This is a genomic window from Pseudomonas argentinensis, from assembly GCF_001839655.2.
GTDB classification, from domain to species: domain Bacteria; phylum Pseudomonadota; class Gammaproteobacteria; order Pseudomonadales; family Pseudomonadaceae; genus Aquipseudomonas; species Aquipseudomonas argentinensis_B.
On the sequence record NZ_CP056087.1, the window covers coordinates 585794 to 608912 of the forward strand.

Annotated in this window: 19 protein-coding genes and 2 riboswitches; of the genes, 12 read left to right on the forward strand and 7 right to left on the reverse strand. The window is 65.3% G+C overall.

From position 1 onward, the window contains the following. Positions 1-6: 6 nt before the first annotated feature. The 5 genes from SA190iCDA_RS02730 to SA190iCDA_RS02750 all read left to right on the forward strand — a co-directional run bounded on the left by SA190iCDA_RS02730 (position 7) and on the right by SA190iCDA_RS02750 (position 5323). Positions 7-435 (forward strand): F0F1 ATP synthase subunit epsilon, encoded by a 429-nt coding sequence (locus SA190iCDA_RS02730; protein WP_070884871.1) that lies wholly within the window; start codon positions 7-9, stop codon positions 433-435. 118 nt (positions 436-553) lie between these two features. Beyond that, on the forward strand, positions 554-1918 hold the full coding sequence (gene glmU / locus SA190iCDA_RS02735) for a bifunctional UDP-N-acetylglucosamine diphosphorylase/glucosamine-1-phosphate N-acetyltransferase GlmU (protein WP_070884872.1): 1365 nt from the start codon (positions 554-556) through the stop codon (positions 1916-1918). Between the two features lie 135 nt (positions 1919-2053). Continuing rightward, complete coding sequence (locus SA190iCDA_RS02740) at positions 2054-2827, forward strand: DeoR/GlpR family DNA-binding transcription regulator (RefSeq protein ID WP_070884873.1); 774 nt, start codon at positions 2054-2056, stop codon at positions 2825-2827. 10 nt (positions 2828-2837) lie between these two features. Next, the gene (gene glmS / locus SA190iCDA_RS02745) at positions 2838-4676 is read left to right on the forward strand and encodes a glutamine--fructose-6-phosphate transaminase (isomerizing) (protein ID WP_070884874.1); all 1839 of its coding nucleotides are present in this window, start codon (positions 2838-2840) and stop codon (positions 4674-4676) included. Next, positions 4676-5323: a YczE/YyaS/YitT family protein gene (locus SA190iCDA_RS02750; protein ID WP_070884875.1), complete on the forward strand. Its 648-nt coding sequence runs from the start codon at positions 4676-4678 to the stop codon at positions 5321-5323. Before glmS ends, SA190iCDA_RS02750 begins: the two co-directional genes overlap by 1 nt. Positions 5324-5395: 72 nt before the next feature. Here SA190iCDA_RS02750 and map read toward each other — a convergent pair whose 3' ends face one another. Together map and SA190iCDA_RS02760 are read right to left on the reverse strand one after the other, a co-directional pair. Continuing rightward, positions 5396-6163, reverse strand: a complete 768-nt coding sequence (gene map / locus SA190iCDA_RS02755; RefSeq protein WP_070884876.1) for a type I methionyl aminopeptidase — start codon at positions 6161-6163, stop codon at positions 5396-5398. Next, positions 6160-6369, reverse strand: coding sequence for a ParD-like family protein (locus SA190iCDA_RS02760; RefSeq protein ID WP_070884877.1), 210 nt, complete (start codon positions 6367-6369; stop codon positions 6160-6162). Before SA190iCDA_RS02760 ends, map begins: the two co-directional genes overlap by 4 nt. Positions 6370-6783: 414 nt before the next feature. On the opposite strand from SA190iCDA_RS02760, the gene SA190iCDA_RS02765 reads away from it, so the two are divergent. Then, the gene (locus tag SA190iCDA_RS02765) at positions 6784-8676 is read left to right on the forward strand and encodes a PhoX family protein (RefSeq protein WP_070884878.1); all 1893 of its coding nucleotides are present in this window, start codon (positions 6784-6786) and stop codon (positions 8674-8676) included. 100 nt (positions 8677-8776) lie between these two features. Here the strand turns inward: SA190iCDA_RS02765 and zwf are convergent, their stop codons facing one another. Next, positions 8777-10228, reverse strand: a complete 1452-nt coding sequence (gene zwf, locus SA190iCDA_RS02770; RefSeq protein ID WP_070884879.1) for a glucose-6-phosphate dehydrogenase — start codon at positions 10226-10228, stop codon at positions 8777-8779. Positions 10229-10383: 155 nt separating this feature from the next. Between zwf and hexR the strand changes: the two genes are divergently transcribed. The 4 genes from hexR (at position 10384) to SA190iCDA_RS02790 (ending at position 15070) form a co-directional block, all read left to right on the forward strand. After that, entirely contained in the window at positions 10384-11256 is an 873-nt protein-coding gene (hexR, locus tag SA190iCDA_RS02775) for a transcriptional regulator HexR (RefSeq protein ID WP_070884880.1), read from the forward strand. A 93-nt stretch (positions 11257-11349) separates the two neighbouring features. Next, entirely contained in the window at positions 11350-11538 is a 189-nt protein-coding gene (locus SA190iCDA_RS02780; RefSeq protein ID WP_070884881.1) for a PA3496 family putative envelope integrity protein, read from the forward strand. Positions 11539-11623: 85 nt separating this feature from the next. Beyond that, entirely contained in the window at positions 11624-13807 is a 2184-nt protein-coding gene (locus SA190iCDA_RS02785; protein ID WP_070884882.1) for a patatin-like phospholipase family protein, read from the forward strand. Positions 13808-14755: 948 nt separating this feature from the next. Further along, positions 14756-15070, forward strand: a complete 315-nt coding sequence (locus SA190iCDA_RS02790; protein WP_070884883.1) for a hypothetical protein — start codon at positions 14756-14758, stop codon at positions 15068-15070. Here the strand turns inward: SA190iCDA_RS02790 and cobM are convergent. The 4 genes from cobM to SA190iCDA_RS02810 all read right to left on the reverse strand — a co-directional run bounded on the left by cobM (position 15033) and on the right by SA190iCDA_RS02810 (position 17201). Further along, a complete protein-coding gene (gene cobM, locus SA190iCDA_RS02795; protein ID WP_070884884.1) occupies positions 15033-15806 on the reverse strand; it encodes a precorrin-4 C(11)-methyltransferase in 774 nt (257 codons plus the stop codon). The two genes, SA190iCDA_RS02790 and cobM, sit on opposite strands and share 38 nt — an antisense overlap. Before the next feature lie 75 nt (positions 15807-15881). Next, positions 15882-16289 carry a cobalamin biosynthesis protein gene (locus tag SA190iCDA_RS02800; RefSeq protein WP_070884885.1) on the reverse strand — a complete coding sequence of 136 codons (408 nt, stop codon included), beginning with the start codon at positions 16287-16289 and terminating at the stop codon, positions 15882-15884. Continuing rightward, positions 16286-17005: a CbtA family protein gene (locus SA190iCDA_RS02805; RefSeq protein WP_070884886.1), complete on the reverse strand. Its 720-nt coding sequence runs from the start codon at positions 17003-17005 to the stop codon at positions 16286-16288. Before SA190iCDA_RS02805 ends, SA190iCDA_RS02800 begins: the two co-directional genes overlap by 4 nt. A 10-nt stretch (positions 17006-17015) precedes the next feature. After that, a complete protein-coding gene (locus SA190iCDA_RS02810; RefSeq protein ID WP_070884887.1) occupies positions 17016-17201 on the reverse strand; it encodes a CbtB domain-containing protein in 186 nt (61 codons plus the stop codon). 94 nt (positions 17202-17295) lie between these two features. Beyond that, a riboswitch (cobalamin riboswitch) is annotated at positions 17296-17498 on the reverse strand. A 96-nt stretch (positions 17499-17594) separates the two neighbouring features. Further along, positions 17595-17785, forward strand: a riboswitch (cobalamin riboswitch). 97 nt (positions 17786-17882) lie between these two features. On the opposite strand from SA190iCDA_RS02810, the gene cobW reads away from it, so the two are divergent. Beyond that, positions 17883-18932: a cobalamin biosynthesis protein CobW gene (cobW, locus tag SA190iCDA_RS02815; protein WP_070884888.1), complete on the forward strand. Its 1050-nt coding sequence runs from the start codon at positions 17883-17885 to the stop codon at positions 18930-18932. A gap of 398 nt (positions 18933-19330) precedes the next feature. Further along, positions 19331-23056 (forward strand): cobaltochelatase subunit CobN, encoded by a 3726-nt coding sequence (gene cobN / locus SA190iCDA_RS02820; protein ID WP_070884889.1) that lies wholly within the window; start codon positions 19331-19333, stop codon positions 23054-23056. Positions 23057-23119: the final 63 nt, after the last annotated feature.

Consider the following 23119-nt stretch of genomic DNA (forward strand, 5'->3'; position numbering starts at 1 on the left):
CTAGATATGGCTATGACAGTCCATTGCGACATCGTCAGCGCAGAAGGCGAGATCTTCTCCGGTCTGGTCGAAATGGTGATCGCCCACGGCAACCTGGGTGATCTGGGGATTTCCCCAGGCCACGCACCGTTGATCACCGACCTCAAGCCGGGCCCGATTCGTCTGGTCAAGCAGGGTGGCGATACCGAGGTGTTCTACATCTCCGGTGGCTTCCTGGAAGTGCAGCCAAGCATGGTCAAGGTTCTTGCCGACACCGTGCAGCGCGCTGCCGACCTGGATGAAGCCTCCGCTCAGGAAGCCGTCAAGGCTGCCGAGAAAGCGCTGAGCGAGCAGGGAGCCGAGTTCGACTACGGTTCCGCCGCGGCTCGTCTGGCCGAGGCCGCAGCCCAGCTGCGCACCGTCCAGCAAATGCGCAAGAAGTTCGGCGGTAGCTGATACCGACGCTCTTCATCGTTGCTTGGTAAAAGGGTAGCCTTGGCTACCCTTTTGCTTTTCTGCCGTTTACATTTCCCTGCCGACCCGCGCGGCCAGGGTCGCCAAGGAACCGCCTCCCATGTCCCTCGATATCGTCATTCTCGCCGCCGGCCAGGGCACCCGCATGCGTTCGGCCCTGCCCAAGGTGCTGCACCCGGTGGCTCACAAGCCCATGCTCGGTCATGTCATCGACACCGCCCGCAGCCTGCAGCCGCAGAGCATCCAGGTGGTGATTGGCCATGGCGCCGAGAAGGTACGCGAGCGCCTGGCGGCCGACGACCTGAATTTCGTCATCCAGGCCGAGCAGCTGGGTACCGGTCATGCGGTGGCCCAGGCGCAGCCGGCGCTGAGTGCCGATACGGTATTGATCCTCTACGGCGACGTGCCGCTGATCGAGCCGGCGACCCTGCAGCGCCTGCTGGAGCTGGTCAACCACAATCAGCTGGGCCTGCTCACCGTCGAACTGGCCGACCCGACCGGCTACGGCCGCATCGTGCGTAACGAGCAGGGCGCGGTGCAGGCCATCGTCGAGCACAAGGATGCCAGCGAGGCGCAGCGGCAGATCCGCGAAGGCAACACCGGCATTCTCGCCGTGCCGGGCAAACGCCTGGGCGACTGGCTCGGGCGGCTGTCGAACAGCAACGCCCAGGGCGAGTACTACCTGACCGACGTGATCGCCATGGCGGTGGCCGACGGCCTGGTGGTGGCCACCGCCACCGCCGCTGACGAGATGGAAGTACTCGGTGCCAACGACCGCATCCAGCTGTCGCAGCTCGAATGCCATTACCAGGAGCGCATGGCGCGCCGCCTGATGGCCCAGGGCGTGACGCTGCGCGATCCCCATCGTTTCGACGTGCGCGGTGAAGTGACCGTGGGCCGCGACGTGACCATCGATATCAACGTGATCCTCGAAGGCCGCGTGGTCATCGAGGATGACGTACAGATCGGCCCCAACTGCGTGATCAAAGACAGCACCCTGCGCAGGGGCGCCATCGTCAAGGCCAGCAGCCATCTCGAAGGTGCCGAAGTCGGCCAGGGTGCCGACTGCGGCCCCTTCGCCCGCCTGCGCCCGGGTAGCGTGCTGGGCGCCAGGGCCCATGTGGGTAACTTCGTGGAGTTGAAGAATGCCGTGCTGGGCGAGGGTGCCAAGGCCGGCCACCTGAGCTACCTGGGCGACGCCGAGATCGGCGCGCGCACCAACATCGGCGCCGGCACCATCACCTGCAACTACGATGGCGCCAACAAGCATCGCACCGTCATGGGTGAGGATGTGTTCGTCGGCTCCAACAGCGCACTGGTTGCGCCCGTTACCCTTGGCGATGGCGTTACCACCGCCGCCGGTTCGGTGGTCACCTCGGATGTACCGGCCAACAACCTGGCCGTAGCTCGCGGTCGCCAGCGCAATATCGAAGGCTGGCAGCGCCCCACCAAAAAACAGAAGTAAGGTCTCTTCTGTGGATAACCTGGCTATCGGCGCAATGCGGTCGCCGATGGGGTTATCCACAGCCTTGAGCGGCTTGACAGCAAAGCTCCGTTAGGTTTTGATTCGCGCCATTATCTTTCGAATCGAAACTTAAGCATGTCCAAACGCAACACGCCGCAACGTCGCCATACCATTCTTGCCCTGCTCGCCGAGCTGGGCGAGGTGAGCGTCGATGCCCTGGCCAAGCGTTTCGCCACTTCCGAAGTGACCATCCGCAAGGACCTCGCCGCGCTGGAAGCCAATGGCCTGCTGTTGCGCCGCTATGGCGGTGCGGTACCGCTGCCCCAGGAAATGATGGTCGAAAGCAGCCAGCCGGTGTCCCGCTACAAGCAGGCCATTGCCCGGGCGGGCGTGGCGCGCATCCGTGAGCACGCGCGGATAATCATCGACAGCGGCACCACCACCGCGGCAATGATCCCCGAACTGGGCCACAAGCCCGGGCTGGTGGTGATGACCAATTCCCTGAACGTGGCCAATGCCCTGCGCGATATCGAGCACGAGCCGGTGCTGCTGATGACCGGCGGCACCTGGGATCCGCATTCGGAATCCTTCCAGGGCCAGGTCGCCGAGCAGGTGCTGCGCTCCTATGATTTCGACCAGCTTTTCATCGGTGCCGACGGCATCGACCTGCAGCGCGGCACCACCACCTTCAACGAACTGCTGGGCCTGTCGCGAGTGATGGCCGAGGTGGCTCGCGAGGTGATCGTCATGGTCGAGAGCGACAAGATCGGCCGGCGCATTCCCAATCTCGAGCTGCCCTGGGGCAGCGTGCACACCCTGATTACCGACGAGCGCCTCGCCAGCGAGGCGCGCGAACAACTCTTGGCCCGCGGGATCCAGCTGATCTGCGCGGCCATCGACCCATCCTGAGGAGAACGCTATGTGTGGCATCGTAGGCGCCATCGCCGAACGCAATATTACCGCCGTGCTGGTCGAGGGCCTCAAGCGCCTCGAGTACCGCGGCTATGACAGCGCCGGTGTGGCGCTGATCGATGACCTGGGCAGCCTGCAGCGCCGCCGCCGGGTGGGCAAGGTCAGCGAGTTGGAAGCGGCGCTGGACAGCGAACCGCTGCCGGGCCGCCTGGGCATCGCCCACACCCGCTGGGCCACCCATGGCGTGCCCACCGAAAACAATGCCCACCCGCATTTCTCGGGGGATCAACTGGCGGTGGTGCACAACGGCATCATCGAAAACCATGGCCCGCTGCGCGAGCAGCTGCAGGGCCTGGGTTACCACTTCAGTTCGGATACCGACACCGAAGTCATCGTCCACCTGCTCGATCACATCCTGAAGAGCCACGCCGACTTGGCCGACGCCCTCAAGGCAGTGGTCAAGCAGCTGCGCGGCGCCTATGGCCTGGCGGTGGTCAGCGCAGCCAATCCGGATCGCCTGCTGGCCGCGCGCAGTGGCAGCCCGCTGGTGATCGGCCTGGGCCTGGGCGAGAACTTCCTGGCCTCCGACCAGTTGGCCCTGCGCCAGGTCACCGACCGTTTCATGTACCTGGAGGAGGGCGATATCGCCGAGATCCGCCGCGACAGCGTGCAGATCTGGGACACCCACGGCAACCCGGTGCAACGCGAAGCGGTGCAGTACCACGAAGGCGCCGATGCCGCCGACAAGGGCGCGTTCCGCCACTTCATGCTCAAGGAAATCCACGAACAGCCCACCGTCGTGCAGCGCACCCTGGAAGGCCGCCTGGGCACTGACCACGTGCTGGTACAGGCCTTCGGGCCACAGGCTGCCGAGCTGTTCGCCAAGGTGCGCAACGTGCAGATCGTCGCCTGCGGCACCAGCTACCACGCCGGCATGGTCGCCCGTTACTGGCTCGAAGAGCTGGCCGGCATTCCCTGCCAGGTCGAAGTGGCCAGCGAGTTCCGCTATCGGCGTGTCGCGGTGCAGCCGGACACCCTGTTCGTCAGCATCTCCCAGTCCGGTGAAACCGCCGATACCCTGGCTGCCCTGCGCAATGCCAAGGCCGATGGTGGCTACCTGGCCAGCCTGGCGATCTGCAACGTCGGCATCAGCTCGCTGGTGCGCGAGTCCGATCTGACCCTGCTGACCCATGCCGGCCCCGAGATTGGCGTCGCTTCCACCAAGGCCTTCACCACTCAACTGGTCGGCCTGATGCTGCTGACCCTGGCCCTCGGCCAGGTCAAAGGTACGCTGCAGGATGTCGTTGCCGCCGAGCTGGTCGAGGAGCTGCGCCGCCTGCCGGCGCGGCTGGACGAAGCCCTGGCGATGGACAAGATCGTCGAGAAGGTTTCCGAGCTGTTCGCCGAGAAGCACCACACCCTGTTCCTCGGCCGTGGCGCCCAGTACCCGGTGGCGATGGAAGGCGCCCTGAAGCTCAAGGAAATCTCCTATATCCACGCCGAGGCCTACCCGGCTGGTGAGCTCAAGCATGGTCCGCTGGCCCTGGTCGACGCCGATATGCCAGTGGTCACCGTGGCGCCCAACAACGACCTGCTCGACAAGCTCAAGTCCAACCTGCAGGTGGTTCGCGCTCGTGGCGGCGAGCTGATCGTGTTTGCCGATGCCAGCGCTGCCATGAGCAATGGCGAGGGTACCCATGTGGTGAACATGCCGCATATCCACGATGCGCTGGCACCGATTCTCTATACCCTGCCGCTGCAACTGCTGTCGTACCACGTGGCGGTGCTGCGCGGCACCGATGTGGATCAGCCGCGCAACCTGGCCAAGTCGGTCACGGTGGAGTGATGCGCAATAAGCCCGTGCTGGCCCAGCTCGGGCCACTGGCGCAACTGCGTGCCGGCAAACTGCCGCTACGGCTGCTGCAGCTGTTCGTCGGCCTGGCCTTCTTCGGCATGTCCATGGCGATGATGATTCGCGGCAACCTGGGGCTATCGCCCTGGGATGCGCTGCATGTCGGCCTGGCCAAGTTGTTGCCGTTGAGCTTCGGCTGGATCGTGGTCGGTGTGTCCTTCCTGGTGCTGCTGTTGTGGATTCCGCTGCGTGAAATCCCCGGCCTCGGCACCCTCGCCAACGCGGTGGTGATCGGCCTGGTGGCGGACCTCAGCCTGCAGCTGCTGGTGGCGCCGGAAGGCTTCATCTGGCGCCTGCTACTGACCCTGGGCGGCGTGCTGCTGTGCGGTTTAGGCTCGGCGCTGTACATCGGCGCCCAGCTGGGTCGTGGCCCGCGTGATGGCCTGATGACCGGCCTGCATCGGGTGACCGGTTACTCGCTGCGCTCGATGCGCACCGCCATCGAGTTGAGCGTGTTGTTGGTCGGCACCCTGCTTGCCGGCTACAAGGTGCTGGGCATCGGCACCCTGCTGTTCGCCTTCGGCATCGGCCCGCTGACCCAGCTGATGCTGCCGTGGGTGTTGGTGAAGTTGGATACCTGACTGGGCAGAAGCGGCCACGGGCTGAATACGCAGGCCAGCGATTTACGGCTTGCTTCGAACGCTTGCAGCGTATCAGCGCAGCGGCGTTTCATCCGCTCCCAGGGTCAGCACCCGAACACCGTCAGCCGTGACCGCCACGGTGTGCTCGAACTGCGCGGACAACAGGCCGTCAGTGGTCACTACCGTCCAGCCGTCGCCCAGGGTTCTGGTGGCGGGTTTGCCCTGGTTGATCATCGGTTCGATGGTGAAGGTCATGCCCTCGCGCAGGGTCAGGCCGGTTCCAGCCTTGCCCCAATGCAACACTTCCGGTGCTTCGTGCATCTGCTTGCCGATGCCGTGGCCGCAGTATTCGCGCACCACCGAATAGCCGTGGGCGCGGGCATGGCGTTCGATGGCGTGGCCAATGTCGCCCAAGCGGCCGCCCGGGCGCACCGCAGCGATGCCTTTCCAAAGCGCTTCGTAGGTCACGCGGGTAAGACGCTGGGCTTCAGGCGAAACGCTGCCGATCAGGTAGGTCTTGCTGGAGTCGGCGATATAGCCGTTCTTTTCCAGGGTGATATCGAAATTCACCAGGTCGCCGTCTTGCAGTATCTCGGCAGGACTGGGTACGCCGTGGCAGACCACTTGGTTGCGCGAGGCATTCAGTGCATAGGCATAGCCGTACTGCCCCTTGCTCGCCGGGCGCGCCTGAAGGTTGTGGACAATGAAGTTATCCACAAGGTCATTGACCTGCATGGTCGACATGCCGTGCAGATCCAGCTGGTCGAGATGGTCAAATACCAGGGCCAGCAGCCTGCCGGACTCGGCCATCAAGGCGATTTCGGCCGGTGTCTTGATCATGACGCATTCGCCAGACCAGGCGCCGATACACCGGCAGCGCGCAGTTCGGCAGCCATCAGCTCGTTGAAGCTCAGAGTCGGATTCATTTCGCAGAGCATGCCAATACGGATCCAGAAGCCGGCCTGGGCGTTGATGGAGCGATGCGAAACGCTGCTCGCCCGGCGAATCTGATCGTGCAGCTCGTCTTCGATATTGACGATACCCATGGTGGTTCCTCTATACGGTTCATATATGAATCATATAGAAGTTTCGGGGCGACGCCTATGTAGTCTATCGGGCAATGGCTGGGTACGCTGTTCAAGGATTGAACAGCCTGCTTGAAAGCACCGTGGTTACTGGCCTGTGTAACTATATCCACAGGTGATGAAAGATCTTATCCAAGGCATCTGTGCATAACCGACGGAGGATGCTCAAATCCTGATCAACGCTATGCTTTCCGCGTGGCACTAAGCGTGTAAGCGACGGCTACCAGCTTATCCACAGCTTCGACCACGATAAATGTGACTAGCCAAGTTGAGTCGTGTGCTCGCTCTGGAAAAGGCCATTCACCGAAGCGTCATCCAATCGTCATCTTCTTTGCCTAGCGTGCCTGCGCATCAGAAGAACGCAGGAGCGCCGTGATGCATGATGACCAATTGACCGACCTCGAACGCCTGACCCTTTCCCGCCGCCGTTTCATCGGTGCCGGGGCGCTGACCGGCGCGGCGCTGTTTCTTGGCGGCGGTTTGCTGAGCCGTAGCGTACTGGCCGATTCGATCAGTGCCACCGTCCCAAGCCCGCTGCTGGGTTTCGGCAACCTGGCTGCCTCCACGGCCGACACCATCACCTTGCCGCCTGGCTATTCGTTCCGCCCGCTGATCAGCTGGGGCCAGCCATTGCAGGCCGGTGGCCCGGCGTTCAAGGGCGACGGCAGCAACAGCGCGGCCGAGCAGTTGCTGCAGTTCGGTGACAACACCGATGGCATGAGTTTCTTTCCCTGGCCGGGCGACCCCGACCGCGCGCTGATGGCCATCAACAACGAATACGTGAATTACCGCTATCTGCTGGCCCATGGCGGCCTGCCGAAATCCGCCGAGGACGTGCGCAAGGCACAGAACGCCGAGGGGGTGACGGTGATCGAGGTGCGTCGCGGTGAGGGTGGCTGGGCCTTCGTGCAGGGCTCGCCCTACAATCGCCGGGTGCACGGCAACCTGCCGATCGAAGTGAGCGGCCCGGCCCGCGGCCATGACCTGCTCAAGACCGAGGCCGATCCGCTCGGTATCGAGGTGCTGGGCACCTTCCAGAACTGCTCCAGTGGCCAGACGCCCTGGGGTACCTACCTGACCTGTGAAGAGAACTTCAGCGACTGCTTTGGCAGCAGCGATGCCAATCTGCAGTTCACCCCCGACCAGAAGCGCTTCAGCGTACTGCATGCCAGTGCCGAGAACGATTGGCACCGCTTCGACCCACGCTTCGATATCGCCCGGAACCCCAACGAGCTGAACCGCCATGGCTGGATCGTCGAGATCGACCCCTTCGACCCCCAAGCCAAGCCGATCAAGCGCACTGCCCTGGGCCGCTTCAAGCACGAGAACGCGGCGCTGACCACCACCCGCGATGGTCGCGTGGTGGTGTACATGGGCGATGACGAGCGCGGCGAGTTCATCTACAAGTTCATCACCCGCGATCGTCTGGATCGCGACAATGCCAAGGCCAACCGTCATATTCTCGACCAGGGCACGCTTTACGTGGCGCGTTTCGACGAGGGCAACGGCGACGCCGATCATCCGAAAGGCCAGGGTCGCTGGATCGAGCTCACCGCCGGCAAGCATGGCCTGACCGCCGAGCACGGCTTTGCCAACCAGGCCGAGGTGGTGATTCGCGCGCGGCAGGCCGGCACCCATGTAGGCGCTACGCGCATGGACCGCCCCGAGTGGATCACCGTCAGCCCCAAGGACGGTCAGGTCTATTGCACCCTCACCAACAACAGCAAGCGCGGCGAGCCCGGACAACCGGTCGGCGGCCCGAACCCGCGGGCCAACAACCTGTACGGGCAGATCCTGCGCTGGCGCGAGCAGGGTGACGATGCCGCCGCCATGGATTTCCAATGGGACCTGTTCGTGGTCGCCGGCAACCCGGTGGTGCACGCTGGCACGCCCCAGGCAGGTAGCCACGCTATCAATGCCGACAACATGTTCAACAGCCCGGACGGCGTCGGCTTCGACGGTGGCGGCCGGCTGTGGATCCAGACCGACGGCAAGTACAGCAACAAGGGCGACTATGCCGGTATGGGCAACAACCAGATGCTCTGCGCTGACCCGCACACCGGCGAGATCCGCCGTTTCATGGTCGGGCCGGTGGGCTGCGAGGTCACCGGGCTGGCCTTCTCGCCGGACTACAGGAGCATGTTCGTGGGCATTCAGCACCCGGGCGAAGAGGGCGGCTCGAGCTTCCCAGACCACCAGGCCGGCGTGCATCCGCGCTCGACGGTGGTGGTCATCAGCCGCGACGACGGCGGCGTGATCGGCGCCTGATCCAGGGCGTGCTCAGAGGGACGGCGGGTGGTGTTAGCTGACTACCCTGCCGTCTTCCCTGCAGGCTGTTGATGCCGGCGCGCCCTCGTACCGCTGCAGTTTATTCGCTGTCTTCACTCCACTGCCGTCCATGACGCTCCAGCAGGTGCTGGAGCTGTTCCGGCCCATTGCTGCCTGCCGCATAGGGGCGCGGGCTCTGGTAGTGCTGTTGCCAGCCCTTGATGATCGGGTCGACCCACTGCCAGGCCGCTTCGACTTCATCGCGGCGCATGAACAGCGTCGAGTCACCCTCGATCACGTCCAGCAGCAGCCGCTCGTAGGCGTCCCAGCGGCGTTGCTTGTTGAAGGCATCGGCCAGGTTCAGGTCCAGTTCGACCGGTTGCAGGCGCATGCCCTTGCCGGGGTTCTTGGCCATCAGCTGCAGGCTGATGCGTTCCTCGGGCTGCAGGCGGATCAGCAACTGGTTGGCCTGGCCGTTGCCGAACAGCTGGTGGGGCACCGGCTTGAACTGGATGAGGATTTCCGAGGTCTTGCGGGCCAGGCGCTTGCCGGTGCGCAGGTAGAAGGGCACGCCGGCCCAACGCCAGTTGTTGATCTCGGCCTGCACGGCGACGAAGGTTTCGGTATCGCTGTCGTTGTCGACGTGTTTTTCGAAATAGTAGGCCGGCACCTCCTGGCCGCCAATCTTGCCGGCGGTGTACTGGCCGCGCACGGTCTTGTCGCGCACATCCTGGCCGGTGATGGGTTTGAGGGCTTCGAGAATCTTCACCTTCTCGTTGCGCACCGACTCGGCATCGAAGCGCACCGGCGCCTCCATGGCCACCAGGCAGAGCAGCTGCAGCAGGTGGTTCTGGATCATGTCGCGCATGGCGCCGGCGTTGTCGTAGTAGGCGCCGCGGTTTTCCACACCCAGGGTCTCGCACACGCTGATCTGCACGTGGTCGATGTGCCCGGCCCGCCACACCGGCTCGAACAGCGCATTGGCGAAGCGCAGCGCCATCAGGTTCTGCACGGTTTCCTTGCCCAGGTAATGGTCGATGCGAAACACCTGGGATTCATCGAACACCGCGCCGATGCCGGCGTTGATCGCCTGGGCGGACTGCAGCGAATGGCCGATGGGTTTTTCCAGCACGATGCGCGCACCCGCGCCGGCCAGGCCGGCGACCTTGAGGTGGGTGGCGATGGCTTCGAACAGATCCGGTGCGGTGGCCAGGTAATAGACCCTGACGCGATCCCGGTCGCTGCCCAGGGTCTTGCCCAGGCGGCCGAAGTCGGCGCTTTGCGAGGCGTCCATGGGGAAGTAGTCCAGGCGCTCGGCGAAGCTGCGCCAGGTGTCATCGTCGAAATCGGCGCGGGCCACCTGGGCGCGGCAATGGCGCTCGGCGAGGGCCTGGTAGGCAGCCCGGCTGTGGGGACTACGGGCCAGGGCGAGAATGCGCGTACCGCGGTGCAGGCGGCCGCCGCGATGCAGGTAATAGAGGGCCGGTAGCAGCTTGTGCAGGGCGAGGTCGCCTGTGCCGCCGAATACCAGCATGTCGCAATTGCTCTGCATGGGAACTCCGATTCGGTTAGTCCGTGCGAGGTCGCCAGGCTTGTAGTATAACTACAAGATCACTACAGCCCGGCGGCGTCCCTCGATCATAACCGAGTCGTGACGCTCGAATAGCCAGCCGGCGTAACCATCCTTTGCCAGTCGAGTCCCTGCCCGTGAATTTGTTGCAGCACATCGCCCAGTCACGCCACCTCCTGCGCAAGTCGGAACTCAAGGTGGCCGATCATGTGCTCCTCGATCCTGCGGCGGTCATGCACAGCTCCATGGCCGAGCTGGCGCACCTGGTGGGCATCAGCGAGCCGACCATCGTGCGCTTCTGTCGCGCCATCGGCTGCAGCGGCTTTCAGGATCTCAAGCTCAAGCTGGCGCAGAGCCTGGCCGCCGGCGCGAGCTTCGGCCAGTTCGCGATCCGCGAGGACGACTCGGTCGCCGATTTCAGCATGAAGATCTTCGACACCACCCTGCATACCCTGATCGAGGTGCGCGAGAAGCTCGACCCGGTAGCACTGGAAAAGGCCATTGGCCTTTGCTCCCAGGCGCAGCGTATCGAGTTCTATGGTTTCGGGGCGTCTGGCGCGGTCGCCGCCGATGCCCAGCACAAGTTCTTCCGCCTGCTGCTCAATGCCGCGGCCTATTCCGACCCGCACATGCAGGCGATGTCGGCCATTACCCTCAAGCCTTCCGATGTGGCGGTGTGCATCTCCCAGTCCGGTCGCTCCAAGGACCTGCTGATCACCGCCAACGTGGTGCGTGAAGCCGGTGCCTCGCTGATCGCCCTGTGCCCCGGGCAGACGCCGCTGGCCGAGCTGGCCACGGTGAACCTGGCCATCGACGTGCAGGAAGATACCGAGATCTACACGCCGCTGGCCTCGCGTATCGCCCACCTGGTGGTCATCGACGTACTGGCCATGGGCGTGGCCATGGCCCGCGGCCCCAGCCTGGTCAACCACCTCAAGAGCGTCAAACGCAGCTTGCGCAGCCTGCGCTTGTCGGCCAAGTCGGTGAAAGCCCACGAAGAAGGTGCCTGAACGCGGTCGTCACCCAGGCGTCACGCCTGCTTCCTCAAACTGTCATGGCATTCGCTGAAGCTGGTCTCCCGTAATTCAACCTGGAGACCTGCCATGGCTCGCCATGTGGATGAAGCGTTGCACCCGGATCAGAGCGTGGTGAAAGCCCGCCGCAAGCTGCTCGACGAACAGCGCATGCGTTACCGTCGCGCCATCGAGGCCTATGGCGAGAATCGTCGCCTGCAATCGGAAATCTCCAGTTTCCACGACCCACTGGTTGGCGAGTTCCGCCGCCTGCACTGATTGCAACCGAGTATTCGCACGGCGCGCACCCCGGGCGAGGAGGCTCCTATAATGGCGCTTCTTCGCCCAACGCCAGGGATGTGCCATGCGTCGTCTGCTCGTTCTCCTGCTCCTGTTGTTTCCCCTCCTCGGTGTTGCCCAAGAGGCCCAGCCCAAGGTCGGCCTGGTACTGTCCGGCGGCGCAGCGCGGGGCCTGGCCCATATCGGCGTACTCAAGGCGCTGGAGGAGCAGGGCGTGCGCATCGACGCCATTGCCGGCACCAGCATGGGCGCGGTGATCGGTGGCCTGTATGCCTCAGGCTACAGCATCGCCGAGCTCGAGGAGGTGGCGCTGACCATGGATTGGCGGCAGGTGCTCTCCGACGATCCGCCGCGCACCGACGTGCCGTTCCGGCGCAAGCAGGATGACCGCGATTTCCTGATCAAGCAGCGCCTGAGCTTTCGCGACGACGGCAGCCTCGGCCTGCCGCTGGGGGTGATCCAGGGCCAGAACCTGGCGCTGCTGCTCGAGCGCCTGCTGGTACGCAGCAGCGACGTGCGTGATTTCGACCGCCTGCCGATTCCCTTCCGCGCCGTGGCCACCGATATCGCCAACGATCAGAAAGTGGTGTTCCGCAGCGGCCACCTGCCCCAGGTGATCCGCGCCAGCATGTCGATCCCGGCGGTGTTCGCGCCGGTCGAGCTGGACGGTCGCCTGCTGGTCGATGGCGGCATGGTCGACAACATTCCCGTGGACGTGGCACGCGACATGGGCGTCGACCGGGTCATCGTGGTCGACATCGGCACGCCGCTGAAACCGCGCAAGGAACTGCTCACCGTGGTCGACGTGCTCAACCAGTCGATCACCATGATGACCCGGCGCAATTCCGAGGAGCAGCTGGCCACCCTGCGCGACGGCGACGTGCTGGTGCAGCCGGACATGGCGCGCTTCGCCGTCACCGATTTCGGCCGCGGCGAGGAAATGATCGAGGCGGGCTACCAGGCCGCCAAGGTGCTGCAGCCGCGCCTCGCGGAGCTGGTGCGGCGCGGCGGCGGCAATCCCGCGCTGACCCTGGCACGCAGTGCCCAGCAGCGCGCCCCGGTGATCCACGCCATTCAGGTGGCCAACGACTCCAAGGTCGGCGACGAGGTGATCGGCAACTACATCCGCCAGCCCATCGGCGAGCCGCTGGACATGGCCAAGCTGCAGCGCGACATGGGCACCCTGTACGGCCTCGATTACTTCGAGCGCGTGCAGTACCGGGTGGTCAACAGCGATGAGCGCAACACCCTGGTGATCGATGCCCGGGAAAAGCGCACCGGCACCGACTACCTGCGCCTGGGGCTGAACCTCTCCGACGATTTCAACGGCGACAGCGTCTTCAACCTGGGGGCGAGCTTTCGCAAGAACGGCATCAACCGGCTCGGTGCCGAGTGGCTCACCCGGGTACAACTGGGCGACCGCCAGGAGCTGTTCAGCGAGTTCTACCAGCCACTCGACGTCGGTTCGCGCTGGTTCGTGGCGCCGAATCTGCATGCCGAGGCCTGGAACCTGGAGTCCGTGCTGAACAACGACCCGATCGCCGAATACCGGGTGCAGCGCTACGGCTACGGGTTCGACCTCGGCCGGCAGATCGCCAACAACGGCGAGCTGCGTTTCGGTGTCGGCCAGGCCTGGGGGGATGCCGAGGTACGTATCGGTGAACGCGATCAGCCGGAGTTCAGCTTTACCGAGGGCTACTACGAGCTGCAGTACGCCTTCGACACCCTGGACAACGTCGACTTTCCCCACGAGGGCGAGGAGATCAGCCTTAACCTGCGTCAGTACGACGCCAGCCTCGGTGCCGACGATCGCTATCGGCAATGGCAGATCAAGCTCGACAAGGCCTTCAGCCAGGGACCGCACAGCCTGGTGATCGGCGGCCGCTACGGGCGCACCCTGGACGACGCGGAAATCGTCACCTCCAGCTTCCAGCTGGGCGGCGCGCAGCAGCTGTCGGGCTTCCGCCAGGACGCCCTGGCCGGGCAGAACGTCAGCCTCGGGCGGCTGGTGTACTACCGGCGCATGACGCCGCGCTCGTTCCTGCCGCTGGACTTCCCGCTCTACCTCGGCGCCTCCCTGGAACGCGGCCGGGTATGGAACAACGACAACGCCTTCGACAGCGGCTACATCAACGCGGCGAGCGTGTTCCTGGGTTACGAAACGCCGCTGGGACCACTGAATTTCAGCTATGGCCTCAATGACGACAACGAGAAGGCCTTGTATCTGAACCTGGGGCACAGCTTCTAGGCTGATGGTCATCGCCTTGCCAAGGCTTATGCAGAACTGGATCGTGCCTTGGGCTAGATGTCCTGGCGGCCTCTGGAGATCCAGGAAGTCGCTGATTGCATGGCGATCCTTGAAAGGCTTATCGTCCTGATCTGCGCCGCCACGACCTCGATTTCGTGGTTCAAGGAGTGTTCGTCAATCATCGGTCACGGCGTTTGAGGCAGGGCAATCGGACTGTCCGGCAGCTGTGGTCATTAGGATGTTTTCAGGCGCTGGTGATTCTATGGCGGTGCGCGTAGTTGTCGCAGCGGTTGCGGTGGGGGAGTTGAGATGAAGCGTGTAGTGGTAGTGGTAGGAGCACTGGGCCTGGTGGCCGGTTGCGCCAATGGTTCGGCCCAGTCACCCAGGTTGGCTGAGGCTGAACCGGTTGCGGTTAGCTCTCCTGTTACGGCCCCAGCCGTGCCAGCGCCGAGGCTGTCCAACTTCCGACCTGCGCCCGTGGTGCCTCTGTCACTGATCAGCTCGGGCGCCACGCCGCCGGCGCTCGTGAGAGAGCTGGGCCCGGCGACAGCCCAACCGTTACAGCCCCCCGCTGGCCAGGTGTCCGGCGCGCCAGCGGTTGCCGTGCTACCTGCTGCCGTAGAGCAGCCAGCATCTGGTGCCGCCGCGGCACAACGCGCACGAGCAGGCATCGAAATGCGTGCTGGGCGTCTGATCGTACCCATTGACGGAGGTGTCGTGCGGGTGGCTCCCCTCGAGGAGACCTCTGCAAGCGCCGACTGAGGCTCGGTCACGCGCAGATCGGGAGGGTTAAAAAGCATAATGATGTTTAACCTGGCCTTGACAGACCTACACGGGTATGAAAAAACAGTCCGGCGCACCGCCCTACCTCGCACTCACCACCGGCGGGATCGTATCGTTGCTGCTGGATCCGATGTTCGCCCCTGGCTTGGTCACCAAGCGGGGGGGTTGCCTGACCTGGCCGTCTGGGTCGATACCCTGCATGGCTGCTGCCAAGCGGTGCTGCAGGGTGATCAGCAATTGATCGTACGGCTGCGTGAGGCCGGTTTCGATTGCCAGGAGGGGGCGTGGAGCTTTCGTCTGCCCGCGCTGCATGCCTGGTTGTTCGGCCAGCATGGGGCGCTCGACTACCCGACCTTCCTCAAGCAGCTGTACGCCAGCGACCTCAACGAGCGCCTTGCCCGCCAGGGGGCGCAGATCGCCATTGCCGACAACTGCGGCAAGGTCAGCGAGAGCCTGTATCGTCTGCAGCGCCTGCCCTGAACAGGTGGCGGTGGCCTTCGTTGTAGAGCGCCGAGTCGGCGAAATCCTCCGCGCCCAGTACCGGGCCGACGAGAATCAGCGCGGTACGTTTGAAGCCCTTGGCGCTGACCTTCGCCTCGATATCCGCCAGGGTGCCGATCGCCCAGTCCTGATCCGGCCAACTGGCGCGATGCACCACCGCGATGGGGCAACTGGCGCCATAGTGCGGCAGCAGCTCGGCGACGATCTTCGCCAGGTGTGGTACGCCCAGGTGGATGGCCATGGTCGCGCCGTGGCGGGCGAGGTCTTGCAGCTGCTCGCCGGCCGGCATCGGCGACTTGCTGGCGTAGCGGGTGAGGATCACCGTCTGTGACACCCCGGGCAGCGTCAGTTCGCTTTCCAGCAGCGCAGCGCAGGCGGCCGTGGCCGTCACGCCGGGAATGATCTCGAAGGGTATGCCCAGCGCGCGCAGGTGACGAATCTGCTCGCCGATGGCGCCATACAGCGACGGGTCGCCGGAATGCACCCGCGCCACGTCCTCGCCACGGGCGTGGGCGGCGCGCAGCAGGGCGATGATTTCATCCAGGTGCAGCTCGGCGGTATTGACCACCTGATGGGCCTGATGGCCGTCGAGCACCGCGTCGGGCACCAGCGAGCCGGCGTAGAGGATCACCGGGCAGCTGCGGATCAGGCGCTGACCCTTGACGGTGATCAGCTCGGGGTCGCCGGGGCCGGCGCCAATGAAGTAGACGGTCATGCGGTTCCTGAATATGGGGTGGCGGTGTCTTGTATCGACCGATGAAAATCCCGGCAGATCGATAGGGCTTGATCCCTACCCATCGACTCGGGCTACGGCCAGGGTGGCGGCGGCGCTCTTGCGCTTGGTTATCCACAGGCGAGCGGGTCGGCCGCTCAGCTGTTCGGCCAGGGCCAGGGCGCTGGCTTCGGCGATGCCTGGCATGCCGGTCACCCGCAACGCCTTGGCCGAGGTCTCGGTCAGGCGCCCATGGTAACCCGCCAGCACCTCGGCGGGCAGGAAGTGGATCGGCAGGTTCAGGTGCGCGGCCAACAGCTGGAGGCCAGGTTCAGCCGCCTTGTGGGCGCTGCTGGCCAGGGCCGTCAGCTCAGCCGTGCTCGAGCCCTGCTCGGCCAGGGTGCTGTCGAGCAAGGCCAGCAGCTCATCGCGCGAGCACTCGCGCCGGCAACCCAGGCCGGCGACGAGGATGGGCCGCTCATTCACTGCGGCTGGCGCCCACGGCCATGGAACCAGGCGGCAGTCAGGCCCAGGGCGGCCCAGAAAACCGCGTTGGTCAGCAGCGAGGCGAGGATGAACTGATGCTCCAGCGCTTCGGGCGCCAGGCTTTCATGTGCTTCGGGCTGCGGCGCGCCAATCAGGTGGGGCAGGGCGAGAATCATCACGCCCGGAATGCGCAGCAGCCAGTTGCTGCCGAATGCCAGCAACGCCAGGCCGGCGGCGGTCGAGGCCGCGGTGCCGATCCACCAGTACTGGCGCAGCAGCAGGTCCGCCGCGGCAGTGCCTGGCAGTTCCGGCGGCAGGCCGCTGGAGGGTGCCAGTACGAAGGTGGCGAAACCCGCCAGGCCCCAGAGCAGGCCCTGCCAGGTTTTCTCGGGGGCACGCAGGGTGAACAGACCGGCGAGCATCAGCGCAAAGCCGACAGCCACCACCAGGTTGCTCAGGCCTGTGGATAACAGGCGCTGCCAGCCGTCCTCAGGGGCCCAGGCTTCACCGTCATGGCCGTGGCCATCGGCGCCGTCATGGTCGTGAGCGACGGTGCCAGTGTCATGGCCATGTTCCCTTGTGGCTGCAGGCTCCGCGACTTCGAAGGTCTCCGCGTGCTGAATCAACGGGGTTACCCACAGGCTCTGCAGCAGGGTCAGCACGATGGCGGCGAGCAGGCCGGCGAACCCGGCGGTCCGGGCGATACGCTTGATCATTCTGGTGCCCTCAGTGGCAGGGGAACGCGGCGCTATGCCGGGTATCGTGGGCGGCGTTGTGCAGGGCTTCGACCTGGGAGAAGCCGGCGAAGAAGATCAGCACGGCGCCCAGCACGCAGCTGCCAACGGCGAGCAGGATACGTTGCGACAGGGGGAGCGCAGAGGCGCTGGAATCGGAAAGGACACTGCTGGACATGATCGTAGACCTCAGGGGTAAACGGCACAGCAGGACACGGCGAGACAGCCCGCACGAGCAGGCAGCGATCGGCGCGTGCCCGCCCACCGCGGGTTGCCAAACAGAGGATTCAGGCCGGTCTCCGGGCTCACGACGATCACCTTGCGGCGATAGGGATCGGCCTTCCCATGCGCGTGCACAGTGGCCAAAACGATCCTGGCATTCGCTTACCGTTGCGGGGGCAGCGCCGGACTCTAACCGGCTTCCCGTTTCACCTCACGCGCGGCGGCGTGAGACACCTGAAACAACCGGGCAAGAACACCACGAAGCGGCCAGAGCGTCAATATGCTGCAGGTCGCGCCGCGATTGACCGTTACCCAGGCTCTGCGTAGCCTTGCGGTCTTCGAGGTTCTCCATGGGTCGCCATGGAGAGGAAACCTGTTCAGAAGGCTTCTAACAGGTTCAAGAGGGAACACGGATCGCCGTGGCTGCCCCCGCAACTGTAAGCAGCGAGTGCGTCGCCAATCGCCACTGGGAGACCGGGAAGGCCGGCCGCGTGCCATGACCTGCCAGCCAGGAGACCTGCCTCGATAACGCTTTCGACAACCGGGCGGGGTGATCCGGTGATGCCTTGGCGCGAGCCCTGCTCGTGCCTGCCATCCTATTGCCCGCTCGCCGTTTCTGTAGACGCCAGGGGCCACCATGAAAACGCTCGCCAAACTTCCCGTCACCATCGTCACCGGCTTTCTCGGTGCCGGTAAGACCACCCTGCTGCGGCACATGCTGGAAAACGCCGAAGGCCGGCGCATCGCGGTGATCGTCAACGAATTCGGCGAGCTGGGCATCGACGGTGAGATTCTCAAGCAGTGCTCCATCGGCTGCAGCGAGGAAGAAGCCAATGGCCGGGTGTTCGAACTGGCCAACGGCTGCCTGTGCTGCACTGTGCAGGAAGAGTTCTTCCCGGTGATGCGCGAGCTGGTGGAGCGCCGCGGCGATCTCGACCATATCCTTATCGAAACCAGCGGCCTGGCCCTGCCCAAGCCCCTGGTGCAGGCCTTCAACTGGCCGGAAATCCGTAACGCCTGCACCGTCGATGCGGTGATCACCGTGGTCGATAGCCCGGCCGTGGCGGCCGGCACCTTTGCCGCCTTCCCCGATCAGGTCGATGCCCAGCGCAAGCTCGACCCCAACCTCGATCACGAATCGCCGCTGCACGAGCTGTTCGCCGACCAGCTGGCCAGCGCCGACCTGGTGATCCTCAACAAGGCCGACCTGCTCGATGCCGAGGCGCTGGCCGCGGTGCGCGCCGAAGTGGCCGAGGAGCTGCCGTCGGCGGTCAAGGTGGTCGAGGCCCATGGCGGCTCGCTGCCGCTGGAGGTGCTGCTGGGCCTGGACAGCGAGACCGAGCTGCATATCGAAGGCCGCCGTACCCACCATGACGATGAAGACGACGATCACGATCACGACGAATTCGACTCGTTCCACGTGGAACTACCCGAAGCGGACGAGGCGCGCCTGCTCGCTGCCCTGAGGGACGTGGTCGGCAAACACGGCATTCTGCGCGTGAAAGGTTTCGTCGCCGTGCCGAACAAGCCCATGCGTTTGTTGCTGCAGGGCGTCGGTCAGCGCTTCGACAAGCACTTCGACCGCGCCTGGAAGCCCGACGAAGCCCGGGTGACGCGCCTGATCGTGATCGGCCAGGAGCTCGACCACGCCGGCATCGCCACCGAACTCAAGATGGCGTTGGCCTGATGCGAAGCGCGCTCGCGCGTAGGGCGTGCTCGGCTTTGGCTTCCTGCGTCGCTCGACCTCCTGCATCCATGCAGTCGTCGCGAAGCAGTACGCCGCCGATCTTTCGATGGGGCGGCCTTGTGCAGAACTCCGCATGGCCTGGCGGACTGTTTGCTGCGCTCCTGAGTCCGCCCTACGGCGGCTTCGAGTTTGCAGCGAGTAGGGCGTACTCGGCTTTGGCTTCCTGCGTCGCTCGACCTCCTGCATCCGTGCAGTCGTCGCGAAGCCGCATGCCGTCGATCTTTCGATGGGGCGTCGTGGTGAAGAACGCTGCAGGGCTTGGCGGACTGTTCGCTGCGCTCCTGAGTCCCCCCTACAGCAGCTTGCAGCCTGCGGCTTGCAGCTTGCGGCTCGCCTAAATGCACCTGCTACGGACCCAGCCCGGCCAGGCGCTGCCGGCCGACAGCATCGCCGACCTCGGCCAGACCCCCGCCGAGCTGGTGGTGCTGTGCACCGGTGATTCGCACCTGTCGCTGCTGACCGAAGTCGCCCGCCATCTACCCGAGGATTACCCCAGCCTGCGCCTGGCCAGCCCGGCGCAGCTGGGCAACAACGCCTCGGTGGACTTCTACGTCGAGCAGGTGCTCCGGCACGCCAAGGTCATCATGATTTCCGTGCATGGCGGCGTCAGCTACTGGCGCTACGGCATCGAGCGGCTGGTGGAACTGGCCGGGCAGGGCAAGACGCTGATTCTGGTGCCGGGCTGCGATAATCCCGACCCCGCGCTCATGGCGCTGGGCAACGTGACCGCCGAGGATGCCGAGCGGCTCTGGCAGTACCTGCGCCAGGGCGGGGTGGATAACGCCCGGCAGTTCTTCAACTGCATCGCCGACCGCTATATGGGCCGTGATTACGGCTGGCAGCCGCCGCAGGCTCTGCCGCGGGTCGGCCTCTACCACCCACGCCTGGGCAATGCCTCGCTGCAGGCCTGGCGCGGCGACTGGCAGGCCGACGCACCAGTCGCCGCGCTGCTGTTCTATCGCACCCAGGTGCAGGCGGCCAATACCGCCTTCGTCGACACCTTCTGCCAGCGCCTGCAGGCCCAGGGCCTCAACCCGCTGCCCATCGCTGTGGCCAGCCTCAAGGAGGCGGCCTGCATGGCGCAGGTCGAGGACTGGCTCGACGAAGCGGGCGCCAGCGTGATCATCAACACCACCGGTTTCGCCCAGTCCAACCCCGAGTCGCCCCAGGGGCGGCCGTTCCGCCGTGACGTGCCGGTGCTGCAGGCGCTGTGTGCGCTGGACAGCGAAGAGCAATGGCAAGGCAACGCCCAGGGCCTTGGTCCCCGGGACCTGGCCATGCATATCGCGCTGCCGGAATTGGACGGCCGGCTGATCACTCGGCCCATCAGCTTCAAGGGCCTGGCCTGGCGCAGCGAGCGCAGCCAGAGCGATGTGGTCTGCTACCGCGCGCACCTGCCGGGCATGGATTTCGTCGCCGAACTGGCGCGCCGCCAGGTCGATCTGCAACGCTTGCCGGCTGTGGATAAGCGCATCGCCCTGGTGCTCGCCAACTACCCGACCCGCGACGGCCGTATCGGCAATGGCGTCGGCCTGGACACGCCGGCGGCGGCGCTGAATATCCTGCAGGCCCTGCAAGCCCAGGGCTATCCGGTCGAAGGCCTGCCGGTCAGCGGCACCGCACTGATCCACCAACTGCTCGGTGGCGTGACCAACGACCTCGACAGCCTCGACCTGCGGCCCTGCGCGCAAAGCCTGGCGCTGGGCGACTACCAGCGCTTCTTCGCCGGCCTGCCCGAAGTCAATCGTCAGGCAGTGCTGGAGCGTTGGGGCTCACCGGAGAGCGACCCGATGTTTCGCGCAGGCCGGCTGATGATCGCCGGCCTGCGTTTCGGCCTGACCTTCGTCGGCATCCAGCCGGCCCGCGGTTATCAGGTGGACGCGGCGGCGGTCTACCACGACCCGGATCTGGTGCCGCCCCACGGCTACCTGGCCTTCTATTTCTGGATGCGCCACGTCTACGGGGCCAACGCGGTGATCCACGTCGGCAAGCACGGCAACCTGGAGTGGCTGCCGGGCAAGAGCGTCGGGCTTTCCGAAAGCTGCTGGCCAACGGCGATTCTCGGCGCGCTGCCGAATATCTATCCGTTTATCGTCAACGACCCCGGCGAAGGCGCCCAGGCCAAGCGCCGTACCCAGGCGGTGATCATCGACCACCTGATGCCGCCGCTGACCCGCGCCGAGAGCTATGGCCCGCTGCGCGATCTGGAGCGCCTGGCAGACGAATACTACGACGCCAGCCAGCTCGACCTGCGCCGCGCCGCCGAGCTGCGCGGCGAGATCCTGCACAAGGTGCGCGAGGCCAGCCTGGATCGCGAGCTGGGCCTGCAGGGTGACGATCCCGCCAGCTGGTTGCCGCAGCTCGACGCCTACCTGTGCGACCTCAAGGAATCGCAGATTCGCGACGGCCTGCATGTGTTCGGCGAGTCGCCGGCCGGCACGCTGCGCCGCGACACCTTGCTGGCGCTGCTGCGCATTCCACGAGGTGACGGGCAGGGGGGCAATGCCAGCCTGTTGCGTGCGCTGGCCCAGGATCTGGCACTCGACTTCGATCCCCTCGATTGCGATATGGCTGCGCCGTGGATGGGGCCGCGCCCGGAGATTTTGGCTGATCTGAGCGATGAGCCCTGGCGCAGTTTTGGGGACACTCGCGAGCGCCTTGAGCTGCTGGGCTTGCAGCTGGTCGAAGGTGGCGAATCAGTCGGCCCGCTCAGCGCCGCCGTGCTGCATAGCCTGCGCGGTCATATCGCCCCGCTGCTGGACGCCTGCGGCGACGCCGAAATGCACGGGCTGATCGATGCCCTCGATGGCCGCTTCGTGCCCTCCGGCCCCAGCGGCGCGCCGAGTCGTGGGCGCCTCGATGTACTGCCCACCGGGCGCAATTTCTATTCGGTGGATGTACGCAACCTGCCCACGCCCACCGCCTGGCGCCTTGGCGTGCAGGCCGCCGACCGCCTGCTGGAACGCCACCTGCAGGACGAAGGCGACCACCTGCGCCAGCTCGGCCTGTCGGTGTGGGGCACCGCGACCATGCGCACCGGCGGCGACGATATCGCCCAGGCCATGGCCCTGCTGGGCGTACGCCCGGTGTGGCAGGCCGGCAGCGGGCGGGTCGAGCGCTTCGAAGTGCTGCCCCTGGAGCAACTCGGCCGCCCGCGGGTCGACGTCACCCTGCGGGTGTCCGGCTTCTTCCGTGATGCCTTCGCCAACCTGATCCGCCTGTTCGACGACGCCGTGCAGGCGGTCGCCGATCTGGACGAGGCGCCGGACATGAACCCGCTGTCCGCGCGGGTCTGGCAGGAAGCCCTGGCCCTGCAGGACGGCGGGCTGGGCGAACTCGAGGCGCGGCGCCAGGCCGGCTGGCGGATCTTCGGCGCCAAGCCGGGTGCCTATGGCGCGGGCGTGCAGAACGCCGTCGAGGAGCGCCTGTGGGAAAACCGCGCGGACCTGGCCGAGGTGTACCTGAACTGGGGCGGCTACGCCTACGGCAAGGGCGCCGAGGGCACGCCGGCCCGCGAGCAGTTCGCCGAGCGCCTGGAGCGCATGCAGGCGGTGCTGCACAACCAGGACAATCGCGAACACGACATCCTCGATTCCAACGACTACTACCAGTTCCAGGGTGGCATGCTGGCGGCGGTGGAAACCCTGCGCGGTGGCAAGGTGGCCAGCTACTTCGGTGACAACAGCCAGCCCGACACTCCGCGCATTCGTACCCTCAAGCAGGAGTTGGGGCGGGTGGTGCGCGCCCGTGCGGCCAACCCGAAGTGGATCGAGGGCATGAAGCGCCACGGCTACAAGGGTGCCTTCGAACTGGCCGCGACCATCGACTACCTGTTCGCCTTCGACGCCACCAGCGAGCTGGTCGAAGACCATCAGTACGCCCTGCTCACCGACGCCTACCTGATGGACAAGGGCACCCGCGACTTTATCCAGCAGCACAACCCCGGCGCCCTGCAGGACATCATCGAACGCCTGCTCGAAGCCCAGCAGCGCGGCCTGTGGCAGGAGCCGGGCGACTACCGTGAAGCCCTGGAAAACCTGCTGCTCGATAGCGAAGAAAGCTGAGGTCTGTTGACGCGTTGGCCGCAAGGTTGCGGAAGCTTTAGCCCCGAGCGCGTTGTACTTCAT

Coding starts and splice junctions, on each gene's coding strand:
- SA190iCDA_RS02810 (WP_070884887.1), bottom strand. CDS start 17,201: ATGTCCAGCAGTGTCCTTTCCGATTCCAGCGCCTCTGCGCTCCCCCTG.
- SA190iCDA_RS02805 (WP_070884886.1), bottom strand. CDS start 17,005: ATGATCAAGCGTATCGCCCGGACCGCCGGGTTCGCCGGCCTGCTCGCC.
- map (WP_070884876.1), bottom strand. CDS start 6,163: ATGATCAAGACACCGGCCGAAATCGCCTTGATGGCCGAGTCCGGCAGG.
- SA190iCDA_RS02730 (WP_070884871.1), top strand. CDS start 7: ATGGCTATGACAGTCCATTGCGACATCGTCAGCGCAGAAGGCGAGATC.
- SA190iCDA_RS02760 (WP_070884877.1), bottom strand. CDS start 6,369: ATGGGTATCGTCAATATCGAAGACGAGCTGCACGATCAGATTCGCCGG.
- cobM (WP_070884884.1), bottom strand. CDS start 15,806: ATGACCGTCTACTTCATTGGCGCCGGCCCCGGCGACCCCGAGCTGATC.
- cobN (WP_070884889.1), top strand. CDS start 19,331: ATGCACCTGCTACGGACCCAGCCCGGCCAGGCGCTGCCGGCCGACAGC.
- cobW (WP_070884888.1), top strand. CDS start 17,883: ATGAAAACGCTCGCCAAACTTCCCGTCACCATCGTCACCGGCTTTCTC.
- SA190iCDA_RS02780 (WP_070884881.1), top strand. CDS start 11,350: ATGGCTCGCCATGTGGATGAAGCGTTGCACCCGGATCAGAGCGTGGTG.
- glmU (WP_070884872.1), top strand. CDS start 554: ATGTCCCTCGATATCGTCATTCTCGCCGCCGGCCAGGGCACCCGCATG.
- SA190iCDA_RS02740 (WP_070884873.1), top strand. CDS start 2,054: ATGTCCAAACGCAACACGCCGCAACGTCGCCATACCATTCTTGCCCTG.
- SA190iCDA_RS02785 (WP_070884882.1), top strand. CDS start 11,624: ATGCGTCGTCTGCTCGTTCTCCTGCTCCTGTTGTTTCCCCTCCTCGGT.
- SA190iCDA_RS02765 (WP_070884878.1), top strand. CDS start 6,784: ATGCATGATGACCAATTGACCGACCTCGAACGCCTGACCCTTTCCCGC.
- glmS (WP_070884874.1), top strand. CDS start 2,838: ATGTGTGGCATCGTAGGCGCCATCGCCGAACGCAATATTACCGCCGTG.
- zwf (WP_070884879.1), bottom strand. CDS start 10,228: ATGCAGAGCAATTGCGACATGCTGGTATTCGGCGGCACAGGCGACCTC.
- SA190iCDA_RS02750 (WP_070884875.1), top strand. CDS start 4,676: ATGCGCAATAAGCCCGTGCTGGCCCAGCTCGGGCCACTGGCGCAACTG.